The sequence below is a fragment of the Burkholderia sp. JPY481 genome (genome assembly GCF_038900515.1).
GTDB classification, from domain to species: Bacteria; Pseudomonadota; Gammaproteobacteria; order Burkholderiales; family Burkholderiaceae; genus Paraburkholderia; species Paraburkholderia youngii.
The window spans coordinates 181098-199760 of the sequence record NZ_JAYMRT010000011.1 but is presented as its reverse complement, the minus strand read 5'-3'; the positions used below and the strand labels follow the sequence as shown (position 1 = coordinate 199760).

Genomic DNA, 18663 nt, shown 5'->3' with positions numbered 1-18663 from the left:
TCGCCGCTGCGCCGATCACGCGATGCCGCTACCGCCCTTCTTTGCGGAAGGCCGGTCGAAACGCTGCTCGACGACGCGTGTTCCCCATTGCTCCCCTTCCGATTCTTCGCTCAGCCGAAAACCGAATGACTCGTACAGATGACGCGCCGCGTCGAGCCCCTGGAAAGTCCATAGATAGGTTTCGTCAAAGCGCTCGTCGACGAAACGCATCGCATGCGCCAGCAATTGCCGTCCGATCCCGGAGCCGCGCAACGAATCGTCGACGATGAACCAGCGCAAATGCGCGACACCGGTGTCGTTATCCCCATCGATCACGACAGACGCGAGCGTGCGGCCGTTTTCGACGTAAAGCCAAAGCCCTTTCCCTTCGGCCGGCAATGCGCCCGCGAACTCCGCCAGTTCCGTCGCGACCTTCTTCTCGAAGAAGGCGCCGAAACCCCAGTGCTGCGCGTAATAGCGCCCGTGCAGACTCGCGATATCGCCAATGCAGCCGGGTTGGTAGCCTTCCACGATGCCTGCGGACCCCGCTTCCGTTGCAGGAAGCTTGCTGACCTCACCATGCGCAAGAGCGTCCGCATAAAGCGCGAGAGAACGGACCAGCGCCTGCTGGTCGGCGGGAACCATGCGCCGCAGCGCGCCGGACACGCGATCGGTCGCGAACCGGTCGATCTTCTTGCGCAGCTTCTGACCTTCGGCCGTCAGGTACAACTCGGAAGAACGGGCATCGTCGGCGCAGACCGTACGCTCGACCAGTCCGCTCGCTTCGAGCTTTGCGATCTGCCGGCTCGTGTTCGATTTGTCGAGCCGCAGGATGGTCGCCAGATCCTTGGCGCTGATGCCCGGCGACATGCCGATCTCGATCACCGCATGCACAGCCGAGGGCGCCAGATCGCTATCGGCGAGCGTCGTGCGCATGAAACCAAGCTCGCGAACCAGGCGGCGGGAAAACTCCCGCAGTTCGAGAATCGTCGTATCGCGAGGCTTGGCGGGGGCTTCGATCAGATCCATGATGACGCTCGCATATCCGTTGCGCTGCGCAATCAATATAGTTGCGCCCCGCAACTTAAGCAAACGCCAAATTGCAGTCGGGATCGTTGCAACGCGGCATCCAGATGAAAAAGCCGGGTTCGAACGAACCCGGCTTGCTTCTTCGTTGCGCGCCTTCGATGCCTGGCCTTTAAACGGCGTCGGGTACCTGGCGGGTCTTCAGAAACTCTTCGAGCGTCTCACCGCGCATGCTCGCGTACACGCCGAGATTGGTGATCTTCACCACGCGCGCGAACTTCTCGAGCACGAAGAAAGACACCCCATAACGGATCAGACCGATCCAGTCGGTGTTGTCGACCAGTGCGCGCTCTTCCGGCGTCAGGCCGGCCGCATCGTAAGCGGCGGTGCGATTTTCGAGCCACAGCGCCCGCGCCGACGCTTCGCGCATCTGCCAGAAAAAGCGGTTCAGGCGCATCGCCTTCATGCTCTGGCGGATATCGAACGGATACGTGCCGGTCAATTCTTCGACGCCAACCAGTTGCGGATTCATTACGCCACCTCTCCTTCGTAGATCGTCACGGCCATCGCGGTGCTGGTCGCAAGGTAGTAGCTGCGATGCAACTCGCGGACCTTCTGGCCGAGCGCGCCGCGCATCGCGAGCCACATGATCGTCTCGACGCTTTCCGCGCCGCCCAGGCGCACGTAGTCGACGTGCTTCATCCTGGCAAGACGCTCCGGATCGTTGACGATCAGGTCGAGGAACTCCATGTCCCATTCGGTGTTGTTGAAGCCGCTGCGCTCGCCATGCACCTGGTGCGACAGCCCGCCCGTGCCGACCACCACGACCTTAAGATCCTGTTCGAACGATTCGATCGCACGACGCAGCGCCTGGCCGAGCCGGTAGCAGCGATTCGCGGTGGGCAGCGGATACTGCAGCACGTTGACTTCGAGCGGCACCAGTGACAGCGGCCAGCCGCCCTGATGCGGCAGCATCAGCGACAGCGGCGAATTGACGCCGTGATCGAGCGGCCGCTCCTGGAAGACGGTCAGATCGAACTCGTCGGCGACCAGTTGCTCGACGATATGGATCGCCAGATCCGGGTGGCCGGCGATGTCCGGCAGCGGACGCTTGCCCGCGCCTTCATCGGCGAATTCGTGGTTGGGCGACACACCCAGCGCGAAAGTCGGATAGCAATCGAAGAAGAAGCTGTTCGCGTGGTCGTTGTAGAACATCACCATCACGTCGGGCTTCTGCTCGGCCAGCCACTGCGCCACCGGTTCATAACCCTTGAACATCGGCGCCCATGCCGGTTCATTCTGCTTGCCCTTGTCGTACGCCAACCCGATCGTGGGTACATGGGACGTGCCGATACCACCAATGATCCTTGCCATATTCGTTCTCTTCCGTCACTTCGTGCTGCTGCCAATCGGATAGGTCGCCTGGCGTACCGCGCTAGTCACCGCGACCGTCTTGGGATACAAAGATAGAAATTGTGCCTCGATACGTGAAGCACGGGTATACCTCAGGCTGCACTGGGATGATGGGTAAAAACCCGGTATTCTGGCGCCCGGCGAGCCGATGAACCCCGCCGCGACCCACGCCGCGCAGGGGCTCCCTCGGTATCCCAAGCCCGTGTGGCGAGCCTTTCGCGGCCTCCTCGCGCCTCGGCACGCGATAAATAAAACAGATGACCCGGAAAACAACTCGCAACGCACTTTTTCAACGCTTGGAGCGGTGCTGCGCGCGTGGCTATACTGCGGTGCTTCCGACGACCGACGAAACGATGAACGAGACGACCCAGCAAGCGATTGTGCAGACCCTACGCGAGAAGATCCTGTCGGGCGAATTGTCGCCTGGGCAGCGGCTCGTCGAAGCACAGCTCGCGCAATGGCTCGGCGTGTCGCGCACGCCGCTGCGTTATGCGTTGAGCGTGCTGTCGTCCGAAGGCCTGCTCGATCGTTCGGGCTCGCGCGGCTATGTGGTGCGCCGCTTCAGCGTACGTGACGTCCTCGATGCGATCGACGTGCGCGGCGTGCTCGAAGGACTCGCCGCGCGCTCGGTGGCCGAAAACGGCATGAGCGCGGCGCTCGCCGCCGCGCTCGACGAATGCCTGCGCGAAGGCGACGAAATCTTCGAGCAAAAGCACCTGAAGCCAGGAGACGACGTGCGCTACGCACAGATGAACGGCCGCTTTCATGCGCTGATCGTCGAAGCGGCGCAGAACCAGGCGATCACGGCCGCGCTCAGCCTGAACGACAAAGTGCCGTTCGTGTCGCCGTTCACGATCGCGTTCGACGAAGCCGCACGCGAGCGTCAGTTCATGATGCTGATGTACGCGCATCGCCAGCATCACGCGATCGTCGACGCGCTGAAGCAACGCGAAGGCGCGCGCGTCGATGCGTTGATGAAGGAGCACACGCACATCTCGAAGGAGAGTCTGAATCTGTCGCTGCCATCGTTGCATCTGATCGCGGGCGCAGCATGAGCAACGACGCACTTTCCGCCGAAACCAGCCAGGCGGCCGCCAAAGCGCCGCTGTCGGTCAGCAGCAGGGACCTGCTCAATCTCGCGCAATTGCGCGCCTTCCGGCTCGTCGCTGACATGGGTAGCGCAACGCGTGCGGCGGCTGCGCTGTTTCGCGCGCAGTCGGCGGTCACGCGCTCCGTGCAGGAGCTCGAGTCGGCGCTCGGCGTGCCCCTGTTCGATCGCGGTCCTTCGGGCATGCTGCCCACGCCGGTCGGCCGCGCGGTGCTGCATCGCTGCGAGCGGATCTTCGCTGAACTCGAAGAGCTCGCGCAATGGTGCGCCGCGCGACAGACGCGCCGCCGGTCCGTATCGGAGGGCGCATTGCCCGCGTACCTGCTCAACACGCGGCGCCTGCAACTGTTCGCCGCGCTCGCGCGGCATCGGCATATGCCGAGCGCGGCAAAAACCTTCGGAATCAGCCAGCCCGCGGTGAGCGCCGCGATCCGCGTACTCGAAAGCGGCTCGGGACTGAGCCTGTTCCATCGCAGCCCGCGCGGCATCCTGCTGACGGCCGAAGGCGAAACGTTCCTGCTGCACGTACGCCGCGCATTGAACGAACTGCGACACATCCCCGACGATATCGCCGCATTGCACGGCAAGATTCAGGGCTCGGTGACGGTCGGCGCGTTGCCGCTCGGACGCACGCTGATCCTGCCGAAGGCGATCGCGCGAATGACCTCGGAGAATCCGGGCGTGCGCGTGGTCACCGACGAGAGCGCGTACGAGACGCTGGTGGCCGGTCTGCGCGCGGGCGACATCGACTTCATTCTCGGCGCACTGCGCGAGAACGACGCGACGAGCGGCCTGAAAAACGAGCGGCTGATGTCGGAAAACATGGTGGTGCTGGTGCGCCGCGGTCATCCGCTGACTCAAGCGCACAATCTGACCATCATGGGTCTGCGCGACGCGCAATGGATTCTGCCGCGCAGCAACGCGCCGGCGCGTGCGCTGTTCGAAACGCAATTCAAGCGGATGAAGGTAAAGCCGCCTCTGCCGACCGTCGAGACCGCCGACCTCGCGGTGATTCGCGGGCTGCTGCTCGGCACCGACATGGCGGCGGCGTTGTCGGCGCAGCAGCTGCATCACGAGATTCAATCCGGCCAACTGGTGGCGCTCGACGTACCGCTGCACAACACGCGGCGCGAGATCGGCCTGACGATGCGCGCGGCGGGTACGCCGTCGCCGGCCGCGCGCGCTTTGATCGACGCGATCCGGCTGTCGGTCGTCGATGTGACGCGCACGGTCAGTATCGACGCGACCTGAGCGTTTCCATCGATCTCGCAGGCTGTCGGAAAACGCGCGCCAGTCGAACGGCGCCGGCAGCGTGCCGTAGTCCCGCGTCACGCAGCGTCCGCGAAAAGCGTGCCAGTTCCGCGGTGAATCGCATGCGGAAATAGCATAGCGAATGACGCGCAAATGAAGCATCGCCGTATCATCTTCGGCGGCAATTCTCCGACAATAGAAGAGCGCGCACATCACCACGCGAAGCCTCATCGACAGCCGGAGAAAACGTAATGAACAAACGCCAGTTCCTGACCAGCGCCACGGTGTTGGGCGCGGCGGTCGCGCCCGCATTCGGCGCAAAGCGTGAGCATGCCGAATGCGCGCCGTCTCCAGTTCTCCTGACGATCTCCGGTGCGATCAGGAACAGCAATCGCGGCGCGCTCAATCCGGCTTTCGATCAACTGCTGGCGAAGCACCAGGTGAAGTTTTCGCAAGCGTATGGGGTCGATCTGCCGTTGCTCGCGAGCATGAAGTCCGTGACGATCCATCCGACGATCGAATACGATGCGCACCTGCATACGTTCAGCGGCCCGCTGCTGACCGACGTGCTCGCGCATATCGGCGCGCCGGATGCAGGCAGCACGCAAATCGTCATGCACGCGGTCGACGGCTACGCGGTGCAGACGACGCTCGACAAGGTGCGCGAGTATCACTTCATCGTCGCGACGCAAATGGACGGCAAGCCGCTCGCGCTCGGTGGCGTGGGGCCGTTATGGGCGATCTACGACGCGGATCAGATTCCCGAACTCGCGGCCAGGCCGCTGAAGGACCGCTTCGAATTGTCGCCGTGGGGCCTGTATCACATGCAGCTCACCGAGGCGTCATAGCGCGCCGCCGAATCGCTCGACGCACGCCTGCCGCACGCGCTCGACCGAGCTAGCCCAGTCTTCCCCTGGCGCGCGCCGGAACAGACCCAGCGTGTGCGGATACCACGGCGAATCGTCGCGCTCATGCATCCAGCGCCAGTCCACATCTCTTTCGGGCAACATCACCCAGCACGGTTTGCCGAGCGATGCGACCAGATGCGCGATCGACGTATCGACGTATCGACGCAGATCACCAGATCGAGTTGCGCGACGACCGCCGCGCTGTCCGCGAAGTCCGTCACGCGCGCGCCGAGATCGAGCAGCGGCTGCGCGAGCGGCGGGGTGCGCGCTTCGTCCTCGCCCTGCCCCTTCTGCAAGCTCACGAAGTTCAGGCCCGGCACGCTCCACAGCGGCGCGAGCGTGGCGAGCGACGGCAGCGAGCGATTTGCGTCGTTATGATGCTTCGCGTTGCCCTTCCAGACCAGACCGACCCGGTGGCCGGGCGGCAGCGCGTCGAGCGTGGAGCGTGGAGCGTGGAGCGCCAGTGTTCGATAAGCGCGGGTTCCGCGCTCAGTCGCGTGGGGCGCGGAAGCGTATCCAGCGTCGTGCGTAGATGCAGCGGCACGCTCAGCGGACTGGTCCAGCAATCGTAGGTCGCGACGCGCGTGAGCGCTCCGTGGTGGTCGAGCACCGCATCGACGCCATCCACCTTCGCGATCAGCCGATGCAACGCCGGCGCACACGCAAACGCGATATGCGCGGCCCCCAGCGCCTTCAACAGCGGAACATAGCGGCTGAATTGCAGCATGTCGCCGAGGCCGTCTTCCTGCCACAGCAGCACCGAAGTCGCGCAGCACGATGCCGTGGTTGTAGTGCCCCTCGGCGTGGTCGGGGTGAATCGTGGCCGCCTGCCGAAACGCCGCCTCCGCTTCGGCACGATAACCGAGCCCGTAAAGCACGTTGCCGAGTTGATAATGCGCGTTCGCGTCGAGCGGGCGCAGCGCCACCAATCGCTGATATGTCGATTTAGCGGCCGACAGGCGGCCGAGCGAACCGAATAGCGAGCCGGTCTAATCCCCCGCTATACCTGACATTACGAATGAAAGGATCGTGCGGTGATGCTAGAATCGCCCCCGTCTTTTCCTTGACGCTCATGACTCGACGCTCCCGCAACCACCTGACCGCATGGCTTGGCCTCGTCGCCATGTGGCTCGTCGTGTTCGCGCCGCTCATCAGTCAGTTGCTCGAATCGGGCCGCACTCACGAGCCGATTGCCGCGCTGTGTTCGGCGCTTCATCCGAGCGGCGCGAGCGATATCAGCAATGCGAGCGTCGTCGCTCAAGCCAGTTCCGCCACCGTGCATCTAAGCCACGACGATGCATTCGGCGCGTGCGGCTACTGTCATCTGCTCGAACATCACGTCGCGATGCCGACGCTCGCTGCCGCCGAGCCGCCGGCAGCGCTACCGCTGGCCGGCACCGCGCCGCCCACGCTGTCCACCCGCTTCACGCCACTGGGCGCGTTCCCGTCGGGACGTCCGCGCGCGCCACCTGTCGTTTCCTGATCGCTGCCGGTTCTGATCGCGCCTTCGTCGTTCACGTCGACGAAGCCTGCGATTGCCTGTTCAATGCATCGAGGAAACGTTCATGTTCAACTTCGCGCTGCGAAGGCTGTCTTTTTGCGTCCGTCGTGACGCTGTCTGTTCCGCTCATCGCGCGGTTCGTCGTTCCGTTCATTGGCCCGCGCTCGTGCCTGCTTTCGTGCCTGCTTTGGTCGCAACACCCGCGCATGCCGCCGACGCCGATGCGACGTTGCCCGCCGTCAGCGTCAATGCGAGCGCAAGTGCAAGCGCTACACCACGCGCCGTCGACCCGAACCTGCCCGCCACCGTCGAAACCGTCACGCGCGATCAGTTCGCGAACTGGAACGTCGTCAACACCGAGGACGTGCTCAAGTACATGCCGAACCTCGCGGTACGCAAGCGCTTCATCGGCGATATGAATTCGATCATCGCGGTGCGCGGCACCAGCAATACGCAGAGCGCGCGCGGCCTCGTCTATGCGGACGGTTTGCTGCTCAGCAACCTGCTCGGCAATAGCTATTCGTTTCCGCCGCGCTGGTCGATGGTGTATCCCGACCAGATCCAGCAGGTCGACGTAATCTACGGGCCGTTTTCCGCGCTGTACCCCGGCAACTCTTTAGGCGCGACCGTGCTGATCAGCACGCGCATGCCGAAGCAGTTCGACGCCAGCGCCGACGTCAAGGCATTCACGCAGCACTTCAGCCTGTTCGGCGTGAACCAGAGTTTCAACGGCAGCGAAGCGAGCGCGTCGCTCGGCGATCGGATCGGCAAGTTCTCATACCTGCTCGGCGTCAATCATCTCGAGAACACGAGTCAGCCGCTGCAATTCGCGACGCTCGCGCAATCGACCACGCCCGCGAAGGCCGGCGACACGCCCGTCACCGGCGCCCATTTCTACGACAACCAGACCGATACGCCGACGGCCGTGCTCGGCGTGAACGGCGAAGGCATCGAGCACACGGTGCAGGACCAGTTCAAGCTGAAGATGCAGTACGACTTCACGCCGACGCTGCAGGGCGGCTTCACGCTCGGCTACTGGCACCAGACGTACAACAGCGAAACCTCGACCTTCCTGCGCGACCCGGACGGCAACCCGGTCTACAGCGGCAACGTGTCGATCAACGGCTACCACTACACGATTCCGGCGGCCGCGTTTGCACCGAGTCTCGGGCACAGCGAGAACTGGCTCTACGGCGTGTCGCTGAAAACGCGCAACGCGACCGGTTGGAACGGCGAGGCGATCGCGTCGTATTACGACATCGGCAATAGCGTCGCACGGACCGCGAATGCCGGCGGCCCGGGCAATGGGCCCGGCACTGTGCAGTTCGGCGACGGCACCGGCTGGAAGACGCTGGACCTGCGCGGCACCTACACGCCCGCGACGAACCAGCCGGGGCTAGCCAATCACGCACTGAGCTTCGGCTACCACTACGACAACTACTTCGTCGACAACCAGACCTACCACACGCTGGCTTGGCGCGACGGCGACGCGGCCTCGTTCGCCAACGCATTCACCGGCAAGACGCAGACGCAAGCTCTTTACGCGCAGGACGCATGGCGCTTTCTGCCGCGCTGGAAGCTCGTCTACGGCGTGCGCTATGAAGACTGGCAAGCCTACGACGGCGCACAGTCGCTGCCCGGCACGACGATTCCGTACAGCGACGCCAGCCAGCGTCACTTTTCGCCGAAGGCGTCGCTGTCGTTCGATGTCAGCGACGATCTGACTTTGCGCGCGTCGATCGGGCGCGCCTATCGCTTTCCGACCGCGAGCGAACTGTTCCAGGGGCAATTCAATGGCTCTGCGATCGTCAACAACAATCCGCATCTGCAGCCTGAAGACGATCTGTCGACAGAATTGAGCGCCGAATGGGCGCACTGGAATGGCGTGTTCCGCTTGTCGCTGTTTCAGGACGACGTAAAGAACACGATCTTCAGTCAGACCGACACCACCGTGATCCCGAACGTGACGAACTTCCAGAACATCGGCAAGGTTCGCTCGCGCGGCGTCGAAACGAGCTATTCGGGCGAGGACGTATTCGCGCGCGCACTCGATCTGCTCGCGAGCGTCGCGTACACGCAGTCGAAGATCCTCGAGAACGCTCAGAATCCGGCCTCGGTCGGCAAGTACTTTTACCGCATTCCGCTGTGGCGCGCGAATCTCGCCGCGACGTATCACTTCGACGCGCGCGCGGCGCTGACGCTCGCCGCGCGCTACTCGGGCCGTCAGTACAACACGCTGACGAATACCGACACGAACCCCAACGTGTTCGGCGGCACCAGCACCTACACGGTCGCCGACGCGAAGTTCACGTTCAAGCCGACGAAGCTCAGCGAACTCGGCATCGGCGTCGACAACCTGTTCGACGCGCGCTACTTCGTCTACCACCCGTATCCGGGCCGCACGCTCTATGTCGAAGCGAAGCTGCGTCTCTAAGTAACCCATCGCCCCATTGCCCGACGAGGATTTCATGTCCACGACTCCAACCGCCGAACCCGGACGTGCGCAGAACGGTACGACCGCTGCCGCCACCAGCGGCCCCGCACATCCAGGCTATAGAACACTGTGGCGCTGGCATTTTTACGCGGGCCTCTTCGTGATGCCGTTTCTGCTCGTGCTCGCCATCACCGGCACGCTGTATTGCTTCCAGCCACAGATCGAGCCGCTGCTGTATCGGCAGCAGATGGTCGTCGCACCGCAAGCGGTGCCGAGACTGCCCGACAACGTGCTGCTCGCGCGAGCGCGCGCGGCGATGCCGCCCAGTTCGGTCGCGACGACCGCAGCGATCACACGCGATCCGCAACGCAGCGCCGAATTCGTGTTTCGGCTCGCGGACGGCACGCAGCAGAGCGTCTACCTGAATCCGTACAACGGCGAGGTGCTGGGCACACTGAGCGTCGAGCGTCGCGTGATGCAGGTGGATCGCATGATTCATCGCAAGCTGCTGCTCGGCAAGCCCGGCGAGCTACTGATGGAACTGGCCGCATGCTGGACGCTCGTGATGATCGGCACCGGCATCGCGCTATGGTGGCCGCGCGGCAGAACGACCGCGCGCGCTGTGCTGCTGCCGCGGCTCGCGCTGAAGGGACGTCCGCTATGGAAAAGTCTTCACGCGGTGATGGGCATCTGGCTCGCGCTGGGCGCGCTGGCGTTCGTGTTGACCGGTCTGCCGTGGACCGGCTCGTGGGGCAAGCAGTTCAAGGCGTTTGCGACCGCGACGAAGCTGGGCGCGCCGCCGGGTGCGTGGGGCGGGTTGCCATTGCGCTCCAGCGTGCCGGGAGCGCAGCCGGATCACGCCGACCACGCGAGACGTATGAGCGAGCATGCCACGCATACCGACATGGACTCGATGCCCGGCATGGTAATGGATGACCTGCCGTTGCCGCTCACGCCGTGGGCCGCAGGCAACTCCAGCGTGCCCTCTTCCTCGGCCAGCGACGCGGCACAGCCTCTGTCGCTCGGCCATATCGTCGCGCTCGCCGCATCGCTCGGCATCACGGACGGCTACAGCATCGTGCTGCCGAACTCCGCAACCGGCGTCTACACGCTTTCCTGGTTCCCCGCGAATCCGCGAGACGAACGCACGCTATACGTCGATCAATACAGCGGCGCGATCCTGAAGGACATCCGCTACAGCGATTACGGCGCGATCGCGAAGGCCGTGTCGTACGGCACGTCGTTGCATATGGGTCGCTACTTCGGCGTCGCGAATCAGCTACTGTGCGCGGCCATTTCGCTCGGCCTTGCCGCGCTCGCGGTGACCGGCTGCGTGATGTGGTGGAAACGCCGGCCGCAACGCTCGCTCGGCGCGCCGTCGCGCGAGCGCGCCGCACCGCCGATGCGGGGCTGGAAAACCGGCCTGGTGCTGCTCGGCGTCGTGTTCCCGCTGATGGGCGCAACGCTCGTCGCGGTGTGGCTGCTCGACCGGCTGGTTTTCGGCCGCGACTCGCGACCGGAATTGACCGGAGTCGCCTGAGACCACGGCAGCCGCGCTCGCCCCCGCTTGCACTTCACGAGCGTTTGCGCTACATTTTGCTCGTTTATGATCGGTTTGCGCCGAAACGGAGACGAGACCTATGCAGCGAACCCGGGAAGAAGCGATCAACGGGCTACTGCCCGAGCAGCGCGAAGCGCTGATTCTGGAGCGGTTGCGCACGCATGGTCGCGTGCTCGCGTCCGAGCTTGCCGCTGAGCTGCAGATCTCCGAGCACACGGTGCGCCGCCATCTGCGCGATCTCGCGGATCAGGGCTACTGCAAGCGGGTGTATGGCGGTGCGCTGCTGATGTCGCCCGCCGACAAACCCGCGGCGCTCCGGATGCACGAGGCCGTCGATCGCAAGGCACGCCTTGCCGCGGCGGCCGTATCGATCGTTCGTCCGAAGCAGATCGTGCTGCTCGACGCGGGCTCGACGAACGTCGCGATCGCGGCGTCGCTGCCCGACAACGCCGGCCTGACCGTCGTCACGAATTCGCCCGAGGCCTGCGCGCGGCTGCTGAACCGGCCGGGGATCGACGTGATATTGATCGGCGGCCGCATCGCCGGGGGCGCGGCGGGCTCACTCGGCGCGACCGCGCTGCTGCAGGTCCAGCAGATCCGCGCGGACCTGTGTTTTCTCGGCGCCTGCGCGTTCGATCCCGACGAAGGCGTCGCCGCATTCGACGCAGAGGATGCAGAACTAAAACGCGCAATGGTCAAAGCGAGCGGCCAGATCGCCATCGCGCTGACCTCGGAAAAGCTGATCACGGCGGCGCCGTTCGCGGTAGCGCCTGCCTCGTTGGTCGATCATCTGTTCGTCGAAGCGGACGTACCGGGCGCGCGTATCGCGAGCCTCGAGGCCGTCTGCGATAACGTGATGGTGGCACGCCCATGAACTCACTCGTCAGGGAACGCATCGCGACGCTCGCCGTCTTTCTCGCCAACGGTTTCGGCATCGGCGCATGGGCGGTCGAGGTGCCGCGCATCAAGGAAAGCCTCGCGCTCAGCGACACCTCGCTCGGCATTGCGCTGTTCTGCTTCGCGCTCGGCGCCATCGTCGCGATGCCGCTCGCGGGACAACTCGCGCCGCGCGTCGGCAGCGGCCGCGCCACCGCGCTGCTCGGCGCGGCATTCGCGATCGCGCTGCCGTTGCCCGCGATCGCGCCCGGCATGCTGACGTTGGGCGTGGTGCTGTTTGCGCTCGGCGCGTCGAACGGCGCGCTCGACGTGTCGATGAACGGACATGCGAGCGCGATCGAAACACGCTGGCGCGCGCCGATCATGTCGTCGTTTCATGCCGCGTGGAGCGCGGGCGGCCTGCTTGGCGCGGCGAGCGGCGCGATGCTGCAGAAAGGCGGCGTCGGCGTCATGGGCGGGCTGCTCGTTCCCGATCTGTTCATCGCCGCCCTGATCATTTTTGCTGCATGGTTTGCGTTGCGCGATATCGGTCCGCGCGCGGCCGCCGCGTCGAGCGGATTCGCATGGCCCGACAGCGCCGTGATGAAACTGGCGCTGCTGGCGTTCATGTGCATGCTCGTGGAAGGCGCGGTGGCCGACTGGAGCGCGGTGTACCTGCGCTCCACGTTGAACCAGGAAGCGAGCATTGCCGCGATCGGCTACTCCGCGTTCGCGTTTTCGATGGCGGCCTGCCGCATCGCAGGCGATGCGTCGGTGCGACGCTTCGGCTCGAGCAAGGTCGTCGCGCTTGGCGGTCTGATCGCGTTCGCCGGACTCGCGCTTGTGCTGAGCCTGCCGACGGTGCTGACCGCGTGCGTCGGCTTCGCGATGGTCGGCATCGGTCTCGCGAATATCGTTCCGGTGATTTTCAGCGCGGCGGGCCGTTCGAGCGCGACGCCGGCGATCGGTGTGTCGATGGCGGCCACCTTCGGCTATGCGGGCTTTCTGGTCGGGCCGCCGCTGATCGGTTTCGGCGCCGGCGTGCTCGGCTTGCGCGCGGCGTTGGGTGTGCTGGTGATGGCCACGCTAATCGTGTCGCTGCTGGGCGGCAAGGCGGTGCGCGGCGCGCAACCCGCTTAGCCAGCGCTATTTCGTTTTCTTGTCGAGCACGGCAAGCGGCTTGCGAACGGGTAACGCATCGCGCCCCGCATGCTGACCCAATGGCCAGCCGAACGCGCCGAGCAGAGAGCTCGGCTGCGTGCCATCGTCGAGACCGGTGGCGGGCCACTCGTGTTTCGCGGGCACCCAGCGCGTGCCGAACACGTGATCCCACATCGGCAATAGCTGCGCGAAGTTGTGGTTGAGATGCTCGGCGCGAATCGAGTGATGCAAGCGGTGATATTGCGGATTGTTGACCCACGCGACGTAGCGGCCAAGGTCCACGCGCAAGTTCAGATGCGCGAAGTAGTTGCCGAACATGAACACGATCGACGTCGCACCGACGATCCACGGCTCGACCTTGAACAATACGCCGACGAGCGGATAGAGCAGGCAGCCCTTGATGAGCACTTCGATCCAGTGATGCCGCAACGTGATCGTCACGTTGAAATCCACCGCGCTATGGTGCAGCGAATGCAGCTTCCACAGGATGGGCCAGTTGTGCTGCAAGCGATGAAACGCGTATTCGAGGCAATCGATCGTCAGCAGTACGATCACGAACGAAGCGAGCGCGCCCCACCCGCGCGACACCAGCACCACCATGCCGCCGCCGAGCGCATTCACGATCGCGACGCTTGCGGCCGCGGTCAGCGGCTTCGTGGCTTCCACCAACGCCAGATACAGGCCCGCATACGCCATGTTCAGACGCTGCCCCGCGCGCGATTGCAGCAATGCGGCTGGCCAGCGGCGCTCGAGCAACGCGCCGAGTCCCATCATGACCAGCGCGAGCGCGTAGCCTTGCAGCCACAGGCTCGCGTGGTGCAGCAATGCCGGAAACGGGCTCGACGCTAGCATGGCATCCCCTGATGCAGCGGCTGCATACCGTGTAGATGAGCGTTAGTATGATCTTCGCAGTCCGCCGGTCTGCGCGCAAGCGCCCCCTTCGCCCGGGGCCGCCGCGAATTCGGCTGCGCCCGCAAGCACGGAAAAAATGGCGGGGTCATCGCTTCACGCCGTCACGATCGCGAGCGGACGATAGACACTGCCGTATCGTCCGCTCGCGTCGTCGTTGTTTGTCGACATCCGTTTGGTGGTGGCCCCGCCGTACTTCGCGTGTTGCGCCAAGCTCCCCGAGCGCGAATCGCGAAGACGTTTGCTGCCGTCGGCATTTATTCACTGCGTGAAATTCCGGCTGCAACATGTGTAGTTCTTGTGCCGGACTTATTGCAACGGCTATGCCATGCTGGGACGAAGCGTTGCCACGTATGGACGGATGCGTGCCGATGCACTTCGAAGCAGGCCTGATCGCACGCGATGCATCGGAAATGAGACGCTGCGTGAATGCTCCGACGAGTTCGTGCTGGTTCGGACACATCGTTCGACGCGCGCGGGAATACCCGAATGCGGATTGACACGCCGAGGTTTGCGACACGTACCGGGCGGAATCGCCGGCGCGCGATGCGCCGAACGAGTGCCCGGGTCATGCGGACCGACGTGTCGCAAAGTTGAGACGACAAATGGCTTACAGCAGCGCGGTCAATTGCGCGACCCGCAGTTCGAACTGCCGCAATTCATCGGCGGCAAGCGACTTCTTCTGCGGCAGATCGACCTTGAGCGGATCCTGCGGCACATCGTTGACGTGAACCTCGAAGTGCAGATGCGGCCCGGTCGTCCAACCGGTCTTGCCGACATAGCCGATCACCTGATCGCGCATCACACGGCTGCCGGCGCGCAGTCCTTCCGCGAAGTGCGACAGATGCGCGAACGTCGTCGAAAACGATGCGGGGTTCTGAATCACGACCACGTTGCCATAACCGGCCTGACGGCCGATAAAGCGGATCACGCCGCGCGCGGTCGCACGCACGGGTGTGCCGGCCGGCGCAGCAAGGTCGACACCGTCATGACTTTGCCAACGATGCACTACCGGATCGAAGCGGCGCAACGAGAAAGCCGACGACACGCGCGTGAAGTCGAGCGGATAGCGCTCGAACGTAGGCCCCGTGCTGACGCCGTCTTTCGAGTAGTAATGCGGTTGACCTTGCGGATTCTTGTGAAGGAACAGGTCGTGTGCGGTCGAGCCTCGTACGATGCGCACCGCTAACGGTTCATGCGCTGCGTCTTTGCCGTTGTCGCTACTGGTTTCGAATATGGCGCTCACGCGGTCGCCGGCTTGCAGATCGCGCGACAGATCGATCTCGTCGCGAAACGCGCTTGACAGAATCGCTGTGGTGCCCGCATCGATGCCAAGGTTCTGCGCGGCCGACGCGAAGGTGCGCTCGACCGGCGCTTCCCTCACGGTGAATGTAGGGGCTTGCGCAGCCGGCAGCGCCGGTGCGGATGCCGACGCCGATCTCGGCGCGCGGGCAACGGCCGCCGTCGAGTCCTTGCTCAGAAGCGACACATCCAGTTCGTCGTTGCGCCCGGCGCGTTCATGAGTGACGAGATAGGCAGCGCATACCGAGCTCATTGCACATACGACAATGATTTTGCTGGCGCGCCCCGGCAAAAGACGAGCTACAGATAGAGGCATGTTCAGGAACGACTGTCGACCGTCGCATGCGCAAAAGGCACGCACGACGAGGTGGTTTCGTTGAATCAGCGTCTGCTGGCACTGCGTAAGACGCTGCATGAGGCTCGGGGCAGCCTAGGGTCGCTTTCTTAGGCCAGCCTTAAGCTGCCCCCAAATGAGCCTGCGATGCGGCGAGAGAACGAGCCGGAATATTCGGCCCGGTCGTGCGGAGGTCGGCCGGGTCAAGACAACGACGCAAGCATGTTCGACAGACGCCGGACATGGGCCTTGAATGCATCGCTCGTTTCGCGGTTCGTGGTGGGATTCAGATGCGAGCTTTCGGCGAGTTGCGCCTGCTCGTGAAAGTCGTTGGCGATTCTGCGCTTGATGTCGTCAGGCAGCGACCGCACGATGGAGACCAGCAAAGCCTCTTCGGCATGCAGCATGCCGAGAATCGAATGTGTGTCCATACGAGAACCTCCTGAGGAACATCGTCGGTGCCGGCCGGCAGTGGCGCCGGCGCTCCTCATGTTACCCCGTTGATTCCGCGTCGTTGGACGTGCGGGTTACTCGGCGATCGAATAGCGTGACCGACGGGCGCGCGGCTCTCCTACCTGACGCTCGACGCGCGGACTCGCGCCGCGGATGAACAGGACCGCGCAAAACGCGACCATGGCCCAGATGCAAAGAAAGACGGTCAACGCGCTCATGTCAGCTTTCGGAAAGTCGGGACTACGGGTTAGTACGGTTTGCTGCCGCGTTCGCGGTCAATGCAGCGTGGAGCGCTCGGGCGCACCGAACAGCAATTCATCGATCAGGGCGGTGGTGAACGTCAGCTGCGTTTCGAGCGATTGGCGTGCGGCTTGCGCGCCCGCTTCGTCGCTTCGGGCGACGGCCGCGTGTGCCTGGGTGGCGAGACGCAGGATGGCTTCGGAGCCGCGTTGCAATTCGCGCATTGCGATGTCGTCAGGACGCTGCGCCGGTTGATCCCATTCCGAGGTGGTGAGTTCCGGCAGGTCGGCGTCGAACCGGCGGGGTTTGTTGTGACGGGAAGACATCCGGGGCTCCTGACGGAAAAGCGCGATATACGCGACGGGACGAACTCAGTGTGCGCCGGCCCCCGGCGTTTCAATTCGCCGAACAGAAGCCGAATCCGAAGCTAATCCGGGGGCTTCGAGAAAAACGAGGGTTTTACCGAGCAATCAGCGCTGGCGGGCCGCAAATCCCATCGCCGGGGCGTCGGAATTTGCGGTAGCGGTAGGAAAACGTTTAACTTGTGGACGCGGAAAAGACTCGAGCGGCCTTAAGCTGCCGGAACAACGTCGATGCGCAATGCCTCGCCGCCGGCGGCAATCGCCAGCAGGTGATCGACGTTCGGATGGGCGCCCGGACGGTTGCGCGCGTCGGCCGTATGCTCGGCGAACAGCGCGAGGCCGTGTTCGGCCGCCTTCGCGTCGAGCGCGCCGTACGCGCCGCGCAGGTAGTTGTACACCGCGAGCGAGCCCTGCTTGCCCGGTTTGTTCTCGATGCTGGCGACCACGGCACCGCTGCCGTTGACCAGATCGATGCGCGCGATGCCGTCGATTGCCGGCATTCTGGCGAGATTTTCCTTGAAAACGTTGCTCGGTTCGATCATTGAAACCACTCCTTCCGTTCTAAAAATGCATGGCGGGCCGTATCTTATCCGATGGGCGGCGAGCGGGTGAATCGGCGGTCGCGGCCTGGTTTTCCGAGCAAATGTTTCGGGATGTTGACCGGCAATCTCGCAGAGGAAACGGTTGAAGGGTGGCGCCAGCTCGTACGCTGTCGTGGATCCTGAACTACGCTGATCCGGCGCAGCAATGCGTTTGCTCATCCGTGGATGGCTCGGGCCGCGGACCTCGCGAGCCAGGCGAGCGAAGACAAGCGGCCCCTCGATAGTGCGCGCGCGGCATTGAATACCGTTATGCGGCGGCTCAACCAGGCGTCAGTTGAAAGGCGTTGATTGATAAGCCGGCACGCGAGCAGCAATCGAGCACGCCGAAAAAAAGCCCGCTTACGCGGGCAACCCTTCTCTACGCAGCATCGCCACGCGCCAACATCTTCATCCCTTCGTCGCGCCAAACGTCAAGCCCGCGACAAAATGCTTCTGCATCGCAAAGAACATCATCACCGATGGCAGCGCCGCCAGAATCGATCCTGCCGAAACGAGATTCCACGCGGTCGTCCACTGCCCTTTCAGCGCGGCTACACCGACCGTAATCGGCGCGGCGTCATCGCCTTGCGTCAGACACAGGGCCCAGAAATAGTCGTTCCACACGAACGTGAACACGAGGATCGCCAACGCAGCGAGCGCGGGTCGAATCAGCGGCAGCACGATCCTGAAGAACACGGTCCACTCGTTCGCCCCTTCGATACGCGCCGCCTCGACCAGTTCGAACGGCAGCTGCTTGATGAAGTTGCGCAGAAACAGCGCGCAAAAGCCAGTCTGGAACGACACATGAAACAGAATCAGCGCGCTCACGGTATTGAACAGCCCGAGTTGCAACGACAGATCGCGCACCGGGATCATCAACACCTGGATCGGCACGAAGTTGCCCGCGACGAACGTCGCAAACAACGTCGAATTACCGCGAAAGCGATAGATCGCCAACGCAAAGCCCGCCATCGCCGCGAGTGCGATCGAGCCCACGACCGAAGGCACCGTGATCAGCACGCTGTTCCAGAAGTAATGCAGCATCGGCGACGTCGTCAACGCCTCGCGATAGTTGTCGAACATCGCGAAGTGCTTCGGCCATCCCCAGTAGTTGCCCTCGCTCAGTTCTTCGGTCGAACGCACGGACGTGATCAGCACCGCGATCATCGGCAGCAGCCAGATCACGAGTGCAATCGGCAACGTCAGTTTGTATGCGCGGCGCGTGGCCGGCTTCCATTTGTCGATCGGAATCGGAAACATCAGC

At 63.8% G+C, this 18663-nt stretch carries 18 protein-coding genes and 2 pseudogenes; 8 read left to right on the top strand and 12 right to left on the bottom strand.

What is annotated here, in order from left to right:
* Window positions 1–15: 15 nt before the first annotated feature.
* The 3 genes from VSR82_RS25125 to VSR82_RS25115 all read right to left on the bottom strand — a co-directional run bounded on the left by VSR82_RS25125 (window position 16) and on the right by VSR82_RS25115 (window position 2379).
* On the bottom strand, window positions 16–1008 hold the full coding sequence (locus VSR82_RS25125; protein WP_368582385.1) for a bifunctional helix-turn-helix transcriptional regulator/GNAT family N-acetyltransferase: 993 nt from the start codon (window positions 1006–1008) through the stop codon (window positions 16–18).
* A gap of 169 nt (window positions 1009–1177) precedes the next feature.
* A complete protein-coding gene (locus VSR82_RS25120; protein WP_176106500.1) occupies window positions 1178–1537 on the bottom strand; it encodes a protocatechuate 3,4-dioxygenase in 360 nt (119 codons plus the stop codon).
* The gene (locus tag VSR82_RS25115; protein WP_013092128.1) at window positions 1537–2379 is read right to left on the bottom strand and encodes a gallate dioxygenase; all 843 of its coding nucleotides are present in this window, start codon (window positions 2377–2379) and stop codon (window positions 1537–1539) included. The genes VSR82_RS25120 and VSR82_RS25115 overlap by 1 nt, the downstream gene beginning before the upstream one ends.
* Window positions 2380–2771: 392 nt before the next feature.
* Here VSR82_RS25115 and VSR82_RS25110 point away from each other — a divergent pair, with 392 nt between their 5' ends.
* The 3 genes from VSR82_RS25110 (at window position 2772) to VSR82_RS25100 (ending at window position 5625) form a co-directional block, all read left to right on the top strand.
* Window positions 2772–3473 carry a GntR family transcriptional regulator gene (locus tag VSR82_RS25110; RefSeq protein WP_368582384.1) on the top strand — a complete coding sequence of 234 codons (702 nt, stop codon included), beginning with the start codon at window positions 2772–2774 and terminating at the stop codon, window positions 3471–3473.
* The gene (locus VSR82_RS25105; protein WP_429455776.1) at window positions 3470–4777 is read left to right on the top strand and encodes a LysR family transcriptional regulator; all 1308 of its coding nucleotides are present in this window, start codon (window positions 3470–3472) and stop codon (window positions 4775–4777) included. The genes VSR82_RS25110 and VSR82_RS25105 overlap by 4 nt, the downstream gene beginning before the upstream one ends.
* 251 nt (window positions 4778–5028) lie before the next feature.
* Window positions 5029–5625 carry a putative pterin-binding protein gene (locus VSR82_RS25100; RefSeq protein ID WP_368582382.1) on the top strand — a complete coding sequence of 199 codons (597 nt, stop codon included), beginning with the start codon at window positions 5029–5031 and terminating at the stop codon, window positions 5623–5625.
* Here VSR82_RS25100 and VSR82_RS25095 read toward each other — a convergent pair.
* Window positions 5620–6671 (bottom strand): annotated as a pseudogene (locus VSR82_RS25095) (tetratricopeptide repeat protein); the annotation flags it as partial. The gene VSR82_RS25100 and the pseudogene VSR82_RS25095 overlap by 6 nt on opposite strands.
* A gap of 86 nt (window positions 6672–6757) precedes the next feature.
* Here VSR82_RS25095 and VSR82_RS25090 point away from each other — a divergent pair.
* Entirely contained in the window at window positions 6758–7168 is a 411-nt protein-coding gene (locus tag VSR82_RS25090; RefSeq protein WP_410849442.1) for a DUF2946 domain-containing protein, read from the top strand.
* A gap of 31 nt (window positions 7169–7199) precedes the next feature.
* On the opposite strand, the gene VSR82_RS25085 is transcribed toward VSR82_RS25090, so the two are convergent.
* On the bottom strand, window positions 7200–7340 hold the full coding sequence (locus tag VSR82_RS25085) for a hypothetical protein (protein WP_368582380.1): 141 nt from the start codon (window positions 7338–7340) through the stop codon (window positions 7200–7202).
* Window positions 7341–7352: 12 nt separating this feature from the next.
* On the opposite strand from VSR82_RS25085, the gene VSR82_RS25080 reads away from it, so the two are divergent.
* The 4 genes from VSR82_RS25080 (at window position 7353) to VSR82_RS25065 (ending at window position 13197) form a co-directional block, all read left to right on the top strand.
* Window positions 7353–9620 carry a TonB-dependent receptor gene (locus tag VSR82_RS25080; protein WP_498858140.1) on the top strand — a complete coding sequence of 756 codons (2268 nt, stop codon included), beginning with the start codon at window positions 7353–7355 and terminating at the stop codon, window positions 9618–9620.
* Between the two features lie 34 nt (window positions 9621–9654).
* On the top strand, window positions 9655–11160 hold the full coding sequence (locus VSR82_RS25075) for a PepSY-associated TM helix domain-containing protein (RefSeq protein WP_429455779.1): 1506 nt from the start codon (window positions 9655–9657) through the stop codon (window positions 11158–11160).
* A gap of 100 nt (window positions 11161–11260) precedes the next feature.
* Window positions 11261–12055: a DeoR/GlpR family DNA-binding transcription regulator gene (locus VSR82_RS25070; RefSeq protein ID WP_429455780.1), complete on the top strand. Its 795-nt coding sequence runs from the start codon at window positions 11261–11263 to the stop codon at window positions 12053–12055.
* A complete protein-coding gene (locus tag VSR82_RS25065; protein ID WP_368582376.1) occupies window positions 12052–13197 on the top strand; it encodes an MFS transporter in 1146 nt (381 codons plus the stop codon). Before VSR82_RS25070 ends, VSR82_RS25065 begins: the two co-directional genes overlap by 4 nt.
* Before the next feature lie 183 nt (window positions 13198–13380).
* Here the strand turns inward: VSR82_RS25065 and VSR82_RS25060 are convergent.
* The 7 genes and pseudogenes from VSR82_RS25060 to VSR82_RS25030 form a co-directional block, all read right to left on the bottom strand.
* Window positions 13381–13818, bottom strand: a pseudogene (locus VSR82_RS25060) (sterol desaturase family protein); the annotation flags it as partial.
* 919 nt (window positions 13819–14737) lie between these two features.
* Window positions 14738–15682 (bottom strand): peptidoglycan DD-metalloendopeptidase family protein, encoded by a 945-nt coding sequence (locus tag VSR82_RS25055; protein ID WP_429455781.1) that lies wholly within the window; start codon window positions 15680–15682, stop codon window positions 14738–14740.
* A 284-nt stretch (window positions 15683–15966) separates the two neighbouring features.
* Window positions 15967–16194, bottom strand: a complete 228-nt coding sequence (locus VSR82_RS25050) for a hypothetical protein (RefSeq protein ID WP_013092139.1) — start codon at window positions 16192–16194, stop codon at window positions 15967–15969.
* Between the two features lie 96 nt (window positions 16195–16290).
* Window positions 16291–16434, bottom strand: coding sequence for a hypothetical protein (locus tag VSR82_RS25045; RefSeq protein ID WP_368582373.1), 144 nt, complete (start codon window positions 16432–16434; stop codon window positions 16291–16293).
* Between the two features lie 57 nt (window positions 16435–16491).
* A complete protein-coding gene (locus VSR82_RS25040; protein ID WP_368582372.1) occupies window positions 16492–16782 on the bottom strand; it encodes a hypothetical protein in 291 nt (96 codons plus the stop codon).
* A 245-nt stretch (window positions 16783–17027) separates the two neighbouring features.
* Complete coding sequence (locus VSR82_RS25035) at window positions 17028–17360, bottom strand: DUF2322 family protein (RefSeq protein ID WP_429455782.1); 333 nt, start codon at window positions 17358–17360, stop codon at window positions 17028–17030.
* 447 nt (window positions 17361–17807) lie between these two features.
* Window positions 17808–18659, bottom strand: coding sequence for a carbohydrate ABC transporter permease (locus VSR82_RS25030; RefSeq protein WP_429455783.1), 852 nt, complete (start codon window positions 18657–18659; stop codon window positions 17808–17810).
* Window positions 18660–18663 lie beyond the last annotated feature (4 nt).